A 4,787-nucleotide genomic window follows, 5' to 3' on the forward strand; every position below is an offset into this window, starting at 1 on the left:
GAAGGTTATGGTCTCTTTTTCCATGTTTGACTCCCGTGTTGTGTTGGAACCAAAATGAATAGCGTATATAATTTGTCAAGAACTTTTTACGTATACTTTTTGTCCACTTTTATGTGCAACGGTCTTAGTATGCACTGGGGGGCTTTCTCCGCGGCTTTGTTTACGCAACAGCTTGCGAGCAACGGTAATAGAAGCATTAGCAGCAGCATCCGTTTCATTAAGACACTCCCTTGGACCAAAATATTCAAACAAACCTGTTTTCAGATTTCGGATACCTGTCAAGTTTTAAAACTTGGCTTCCCTGCAAATCAGGGCTTCCCTCTTAATTCAGTAATTAAGGAATAAATATTGCTTCATTTGATTGCAGTGTCCTGGAACAGGCCTCGGGGCCGGGGAGGATACCATGAGATACGCTTTATTGCTGGCTATGGCATTCTTTGCGCTGGGCTGCAACGCCTTTGGCTGCGAGCCTTTCGGGCCGCAGGTTGAGGGGCTCATCTGTGCCAATCTGGATAGCGATCCGCTCAGCATTGGTGGAATGGAAGACACCCACGGCACGGTGTACCTTTTTGAGGGTGATGTCTGGAACTCCTATCCCCACTACTCAAATCTGCCGGTGCTGGACCTTTGCCAGAGGGACTATGACACCCTGCTGGCCATCATGGGAGCTGGTTCATACAGCGACGGGGTGTATAAATTCGACCTGGGCACGCACGTCTGGACAATCAACCATTGGTTCTACTGGCCCAAATTCATCCGCTACTGCCCAGCCAACGGATATTACTATGTGGGCGAACAGTTGGGGCTGTTCCGCTCCCCCGACGGCCTGAACTGGTACGGGACACCTGGTTTAGGAGAGGGCCCCTGCACCAGCCTGGCTTTTTACGGTGACCATTTTGTCGCCAACCGAAGCAACGGGGTCTACTACTCCGCGGACGCAGGCCAGACCTGGCAAGCGAGCTCCATGGTCATGCTGCGGTGATTCCGTTTTAGCACAGACGGCACCCTGTACGGCCTGATGGACGCGGGTTCGGATTCCGACGGGCTTTGGCGCTCACATGATTTCGGCGCCACTTGGGAAGTGGTTTTTTATACCGAGCATCTTTCCTGCATAGGTCCGGATTTTGGGGGCTACATTCCCCTGGGCTGGAACCAGCAGAACTACGAAGGAAACTATCTGGAACTGCTGCATCCAGACGGCACTCGGGCTCCGCTCTCCCACCAGGATCTGAGCGGCGCGGTGCGTGAACTGGAGGTCTTTCCCCTGGTCAACACACCCTCATTTTATGTGATCAATACCAGCGGATTGTTCTACCTGACCGGCTTTCTGCCCGTGGAAAACGAGGATGAGACCATTCCGCCGGCCCATACATGGAACGTGCGCGTCTATCCCAATCCGGCCAAAACCCTGATCAACCTTGCCTTTGAGGCTAAAATCCCGGCAAAGGTGGAGGTCACACTGTTTGATTTGAAAGGGCGCAAGCTGCAGGAAACAGATACCTTGGTTCCACAAATGGACATTTTGAACATGCAGCTTCCGGATCTGCCTCCGGGAATCTATTTACTCATGATCTCCAGCGAAAACGGATCCCTGCTGCGGAAGCTGGTGATAATCAGGTAACCCGGGGTTCTGAACCCTGCCCAGGCGGGCCTAAACGACGATCCTGGGGATCTGGTAGGGCAGCCGGGAAAGCAGCTCGTAATTGACCATCTTGGTCAGTTCGGCAAAGGAGGCTACAGATATGTTCAAATCGCCCTGCCTGCCGATCAAAACGACCTCGTCTCCGACCTTCACGCCAGGTATAGTGGTCACGTTGACCATGAACATGTTCATGTTGACCATGCCCACCACATCCGCTCTTCTGCCATGGATCAGCACGTGGCCTGAATTTCCCAGGGTGCGGCTGTAACCATGATGATAGCCGATGGGCACAGTGGCCAGCCTCATGTTTTTGGTGCTGAGAAAGGCGTTTCCGTAATTGATGAAATTGCCCTTGTCCACGGTTTTAACGCTCATGACGCGACTTTTCCAGCTGAGGATCGCCTTCAGGGGATCGCGGGTGAATTTTGATTCCGCGGAGAGCAGGTTGTTCATCTTGGTTTCCATGCTGGGCCAAAAGCCGTACTGCGCGATGCCAAAACGCACCAGGTCCATGATCGTATGCTTGTAGATCAGGGCCGCTGCGGAACAGGCGCTGTGATAGTATTGGGGCTTTATCCCTTCCCTTCTGAGGAGTTTTTTGAGTTTCTCAAACTGCTGGTATTGCTGCTGGATGCGGTGGTAATTTGCGATGCTTTCCGCCCCGGCAAAGTGGGTGCAGATTCCCTCGATCTGCAAGTAGCGGCTGTTCTTTTTGATCAACTGAATTATGCGCGGTAATTCCGCTTCATCCAGGCCGGTGCGGTTCATACCGGTTTCCAGTTCCAGATGGACCAGAGCCTTCTTCTTCTGCTTGCGGGCTTCCGCTATGGCGGCGGCCAAACGCTCTTCAGTAAAGACAAAGAAGGCAATATCCCCAGCGATGGCCCAATTCATCTGGTCCTCGTCGAGCATGCCCATGATGATCAAATGAATGTCCGGGGCTATGACCTTCTGAGCGCGGCTGGCTTCAAAGGCGTCATAGACGGCGAAGTTTTTCACTCCCGCCGCTTCCGCCAGGGGTATGAATTCCTCGATGCCGTGACCATAAGCATTGCCCTTGATCACGGACACGAAAACAGCTTTCTCCCCAATTCGTTTGCGCAGATAGCGAATATTCTTGTTCAGGGCTGCGCGGTCGAGTTCAATCCAGCTTGAATGCAGCATTGCGTCCTCCCGCTGGTTCTGATTTCCAATAGTTAAATGCGCCTCTGATGTGTTTGCGCGTTGTCTTGTATTGATTCATAACATACTAAATGATAGGCCTGAAAATGGCTGTCAAGGAAAAATCCGCTCAGCGCAGTAATATTTTCGCGAACACCACATCCAGGTCCCCGTTCTTGAGCCGTTTTTTCCAATAGGCCCTGAGGCGCAGGGCCGGAACCAGTTCCCGGCTGCCGCAGAGGACGTAGGCCTCGCCCCGCGGGCGTTTCTGCTTCAGGAAATCGCCCAGCTCGTTATAGAGCCTGACCGTGGCGCCGCTATCGCCCAAACGCACCCCATAGGGCGGATTGCAGATCACGCACATTTCCGGACGCGAGGGAAGGTCCTGGAATCGGGAGACTTGCAGTTCCACGTTTTCTCCGCCGGGCAGCGCGGCAAGGTTATTGCGGGCGATCGCGACGCTGCCTGGATTGATGTCCGAACCGCGGATCAGCCCAGGAGGAAGGGGCCGGATCTCTTTGTCGGCATCGGTTTTCACCTTTTGCCACAGGCTGGGGTCATAATCCGGCAGATAAGTGATGCCCAAGTCCTGGCGCAGAAAGGCTGCCGGGGTGCGCGTATACAGTATCAAGGCTTCCGCCAGAATGGTTCCGGAACCGCACATCGGATCTTCCAAAGGTCTGTCTCCCTGCCATTTGGAAAGCCGGACCAGCGCCGCGGCCAGGGTTTCCTGCAGAGGCGCCGCCACCGCTTCCTGCCGATAGCCGCGTTTGTGCATGCTTCCGGTCAGGTCCAAAGACACTGTTGCCCAATTGTCGCTGATGTGCAGGTTGAAGCCGATCCTGGCTCCGCTGGAGGCAAAATCCGGGCGTCGGCCATATTTTTCCCGGAAACTGTCGCAAATGGCGTCTTTGAGGAGCTGCCCGGCATACAGGGAATGGCTGATCTTGCTGCGCGCCACCGTGCTATCGATGCCGAAACTCTCTTCCGGAGGGAACAGCGCGGTCCAGTCCACCGCCTGGCGCGCCTGCTTATAGAGATAATCCTCGCTGTGGCAGCGAAAACTGGCCAGGGGGGCCAAAACCCTTTGCAGCATGCGGGAACAGTAGACAACGCGGTAGAGGGTCCGGGGATCGCACTGGAACCGCATCCCGCGCGGCACTTCCTGCAGCACCGTGGCGCCAAGTTCCTCCAGTTCCGCTTTGGCCAATGCTTCGAGGCTTCCCGCCACCACGGCGAAGTATTTACCTTTTTCCTGATATTCCATGATCACCCGCTTTTCCTTTATACAAGCCAATCCGGCACGCCCATTTCTGTCAATGGAAAATCGCGCGGCGCCACAAACCCTTGACACTTTTCGGCCTTTTCTCCTTCTGGAGATCAGTTTGATTACAACTGGAAAGCAAGGATATCTGAATCCCTTACATAACATCCTTCATCCTGGCCAAGCAGTTGGACAGAAGCCAAACTGAGGAGAAAAGATGGCCACTCAACAGGAAACGGTTGACTTGATACTCGAGCGGATCCAAGCCGCGTGGGATGTCTCCGCCAGGAAAATGTTCGGCGAATACGGAGTTTATTGCGATGGCAAGGTGGTCGCCCTGGTCTGCGACGATCAGTTGTTTGTCAAGCCCACGGCCGGAGGCAGGGCTTTCATTGGCGAGGTCGAGGAAGCGCCGCCCTATCCGGGAGGCAAGGATTGGTTTTTGATCTCCGAGGGAGAATGGGACGAGCCGGGCTGGTTGGCCGATCTGGTCCGGATCACGGCGCGGGAACTGCCTGTTCCAAAACCAAAAAAAGGCAGGAAGAAGTAGGGCCGTTTCGCCTCCCCTGCCACTATGCCTGATGCGAAGTCTGATAACATTTCGCTTTCATGTATCCAAATTTAGCCACTTGAAATAGGTCAGCTTTGAGACCATCTCTTTATTGTTGTCCAGGTACGAGAAACTTTCAACCAGAGCTTTCTGCACATCATCAAGTGATC

General features: G+C 54.0%; 5 protein-coding genes. 3 read left to right on the top strand and 2 right to left on the bottom strand.

From position 1 onward, the window contains the following. Window positions 1-403: 403 nt before the first annotated feature. Entirely contained in the window at window positions 404-982 is a 579-nt protein-coding gene (locus K0B87_09270; GenBank protein MBW6514924.1) for a hypothetical protein, read from the top strand. 36 nt (window positions 983-1,018) lie between these two features. Further along, window positions 1,019-1,621, top strand: a complete 603-nt coding sequence (locus tag K0B87_09275; protein MBW6514925.1) for a T9SS type A sorting domain-containing protein — start codon at window positions 1,019-1,021, stop codon at window positions 1,619-1,621. A gap of 30 nt (window positions 1,622-1,651) precedes the next feature. Here K0B87_09275 and alr read toward each other — a convergent pair whose 3' ends face one another. Together alr and K0B87_09285 are read right to left on the bottom strand one after the other, a co-directional pair. Continuing rightward, window positions 1,652-2,803, bottom strand: a complete 1,152-nt coding sequence (gene alr, locus K0B87_09280; GenBank protein ID MBW6514926.1) for an alanine racemase — start codon at window positions 2,801-2,803, stop codon at window positions 1,652-1,654. Window positions 2,804-2,933: 130 nt separating this feature from the next. After that, on the bottom strand, window positions 2,934-4,076 hold the full coding sequence (locus tag K0B87_09285; protein MBW6514927.1) for a class I SAM-dependent RNA methyltransferase: 1,143 nt from the start codon (window positions 4,074-4,076) through the stop codon (window positions 2,934-2,936). A 208-nt stretch (window positions 4,077-4,284) separates the two neighbouring features. Here K0B87_09285 and K0B87_09290 point away from each other — a divergent pair, with 208 nt between their 5' ends. Beyond that, entirely contained in the window at window positions 4,285-4,617 is a 333-nt protein-coding gene (locus K0B87_09290; protein MBW6514928.1) for a TfoX/Sxy family protein, read from the top strand. The last annotated feature ends 170 nt before the right edge of the window (window positions 4,618-4,787 follow it).

Origin of the sequence: Candidatus Syntrophosphaera sp. (assembly GCA_019429425.1) — a bacterium.
Classification (GTDB): Bacteria; Cloacimonadota; Cloacimonadia; order Cloacimonadales; family Cloacimonadaceae; genus Syntrophosphaera.